We start from the raw sequence: 3,575 nt of genomic DNA, 5'->3' as shown, positions 1-3,575 counted from the left end.
GAGCGGCCTGGCCAGCGGCATCTACCTGGTGCCCACCGACCTCTATGACCTACAGGGCCGGTTCGTCCAAAAACAGATCGCCAAGATCATGGTCCTCAAGTAACGCGACCCTCACCGTCCCATCGAACGGCTTAAGTCCTCGTAGTGTCCTGAAATTTATTTTTGCTAGATCCTTCTTTTTCCTGGAATTTGTGTGGAATGTTGATGTTTTAATGTAAAACTAAAAGGGCCCTAAAATCGGATAAAAAAGGGCTTTTTTCCACCAGGTATGTTAAATTTTTCCTGAAATTAAAGACACCCGAAACCGGAAAATCGTTTTTTACACCTTTCTTCTCCCAACTAAAAACGATTCTGGCCGGGTTGGTCCGGAGAAGATGGAAAATATAGTCCTGAACAATCCATCCATGAGTCGTAAAAGATCCCCGTTGAACCGGTTTGACGGACGTTTGTTCCTTTGTGTTGTCTTTGTCACCATCGCTTCCATTGCCCAAGCCCAGATCAGTTGGAATAGCTCCACCAAAGTTTGTCCTACCGACCCGCCTACCTCATTCTCCACCATTGCTACCCATTATGCGGGGACAACGGCTGGGAATTGTAATTTCCCATCGGGAAGCTACGACCCCAATATGTACATCGCGATCAATTCGGCGGATTACGCTATCGGGGAAGCTTGCGGCGCCTGTATCGCGGCGACCAATACCTCTTTGTCCAAAACGGTGACGGTCGTGGTCGCCGATAGCTGTCCCACTTGTGGAACGGCCCATCAGCTCGATTTTTCTCCCAATGCTTGGAATGCCCTGACCAATAACGCCGCTCCGGGTATCGCTAATATCACTTGGACCTTTGTTCCTTGTCCCTTGAGCCTGATGACAGGGGATCCTTCGGGCATGATCCAATACCAATGGAAGTCTGGTTGCAGTGGTTATTACGATCCTATCCAGTTCATCAATCCACTTTTCCCGATCACAGGCGTGGGCTGGGCCACGAGCAGTGGCGGACCCTTTACGGCCTTGAGTTTGATGGGCGGCGCCGTCGGGAACGATGAATATTGGGGAAATGGTGGGGCCAATCTGAATTCCACGACTGGGCCCTTTTATTTCAACTTGACCGACATTCGGGGCCGAACGGTCACCTTGGGCCCGATCAATGTCGGAAGTTGCGGGGTGGTCGGCACTTCTTCCGTCCAGTTCCCGAGCTGTGGGCCCACCAATACGCCGACGATCACGCCCACTCCGACCAGGACCAATACGCCAACCATCACCAACACCCCGGGTTCCCCTACGGCCACCCCCACGAGGACCAATACGCCGGTCCCGTCAGCGACCGCCACGATGCCTCCTCCGACGGTGGTTTCGGGTGTCACCATTACCAGCTGTGCGGCTACCCAACCCAGCGGTTATGCTCAAAAGCAGGAACAAGTCATGGTGGGGACAGGCATCGACTACGCCCTGGCGGCCGGTCCTTGCGGATCACCCTTGACCGTTTCTCTTCCGCCTGGCGCAGTCCCGGTCACGGCCTATCTCTATGTGGAATACATGAATGGGTCTTCGGTGGCGGGGAACACCAACGCGATCAACTTCAATGGGCACACGACCACCGCCGGTTATATTGCAGGGGCTCCGGTCACTTATGTCGGTTGGCTACAGACATGGTACAACGCCAGATATGGCATCGACCCTTCCTGGCTCAGTGGTGGGGGACAAGCCACCTATACTGTGAATACCTCCGCCAATAGCGATTCCTGCCAGGGCCAGTCCTTGATGGTGGTCTATAAGGATCCCGCCCAGTCCAGCACCAATGCCATCGCCATCGCGGACGGGAACAACGTTTGGCACATTGAAGAGAACGGGCAGATCGTCTATGGGGCCGCTCCGCCGGACACCCGGATGAACTGGTCCTGCTTGGGGTTGAGTTGCGGTTCGTCCAGCACACGGCTTGGCGCCCTCGGTGGCCGGATCAGTTGTAACGATGCCGTGCTCGATGGTGATAAGGATCAGGTCGAGACTTGGGGATCGGGCCCGGTCACTAATCCTGGCTATGGAGACAATGGCGGCCCTCCCATTTGGAGCGGCCAGCCGGGCATTCATAACTGTATCAATAACCAAGTTGGAGACCGTTATCGGGATTACCAATTGGGTTCCAATTTCAATTCGGGTGCACAAAGCATTGAATGGGGCATGTATCTTGGTACCCAGAACGCCAAGACGACCTTGTGGCAGCAGGCTTTGATCTCCCAATACCGTTGCAACCCGGTCTCCCAGTGCTCGGTTACCTATAATTTCAACAGCAATTCCATTCCCTTTGGTTGGCAGGTCGGAAGCTACCCGTTCAATCAACAGGCCCTTTCGGGTTGGGGCGCCAGTAGCTCGGGTATTTCCGAGAGCGGCGGTTGCAATGGGGCCAATAACTTCCTTCTTAATAACCAGACCCCCAGCGGGCCCGGGACCATGCAAGTCTCCATGTGCGAGCAGGTGAACGGCGGGAACTTCGGGGGCATTGTCTTCGGATACGACATGCTTACGGGGAACGGCTATGGTCTCCAATTCTTCAATAACGGGTCCAGCAACGCCGGGACCGTTTATTTCGTGAAGTACACAGCAGGGGTGGCCTCCAATGTCGGGTCGGCCAATACAGCGAACGGGGCCTTGAACGGCTGTCCTTTCTGGGTGGAAGTGGATATCAACGCTTCCTGCCAATATGCCGTGAAGATCGCCACTTCCCAGGCCGGTTTGAGTTCCGCTTCGGTCTTGGCCACCTTCACCGGCGGTGGTTGTTCCAATGGCTACATGGGCCTGATGCAGAACAACTGCCCTAACGCCACCTTCAAGTCCTACCAATTCACCGGACAGTGCACCACCCCAACACCCACTCCAACTCCGACGCGCACCAATACCGCGACGGCTACTCAAACCTTCACTAACTCCGCCACCTCGACCAGCACTTCTACTTCGACCAGTACTTCGACCTCCACGAGCACGTCGACCAATACCACTACGGCGACCGCTACGGCTACGCGGACCTCGACTTCCACCTCTACGAGTACCTCCACTTCGACCAGCACTTCCACCAATACGACCACCTCCACTTCGACCAGCACTTCGACCTCCACCTCCACCTCGACCAGCACCGCCACAGCCACGGCCACCAGTACCTTCACTCGGACCAATACCTCAACATCCACTAGTACGTCCTCTTCGACCAGTACCAGCACCGCGACGGCGGTCAACACCTCCACCAGCACGGCGACGGCGGTCAATACCTCCACTTCTACAAGTACGGCGACGGCGGTGGCGACGGCGACCTCGACGAGCACCGTTACCTCGACCCGGACCTCGACCTCCACTTTCACGACCACGTCTACGGCGACCAGTACCTCTACCGCCACTGATACTTCTACGTCCACCAATACGAGGACCGCGACCAATACCTCGACTTCGACCTTCACCTTCACGCCGAGCTTCACGCCCACCAACACCTTCACGACGGTGCCCTCGGCCACCGCGACCAACACCTTCACCGTGACCGATACCCACACCCCTACCAACACCTTCACCAACAGTTTCACTCCGACCAAT

At 55.8% G+C, this 3,575-nt stretch carries 1 protein-coding gene; it reads left to right on the top strand.

Translation table 11 applies throughout. The features are described 5' to 3' along the window. Positions 1-404 precede the first annotated feature (404 nt). Positions 405-3,575, top strand: a 3,171-nt coding sequence (locus tag VHE12_07705) for a hypothetical protein (protein HVZ80670.1), incomplete at its 3' end; no start/stop codon positions are given.

This window comes from bacterium, assembly GCA_035549195.1.
In the GTDB taxonomy this organism is placed as follows: domain Bacteria; phylum Oederibacteriota; class Muellerivitia; order Muellerivitales; family Muellerivitaceae; genus DASZRK01.
Note: the sequence above shows the minus strand (reverse complement) of the source record. Positions and strands in the feature narration are given on the sequence as shown.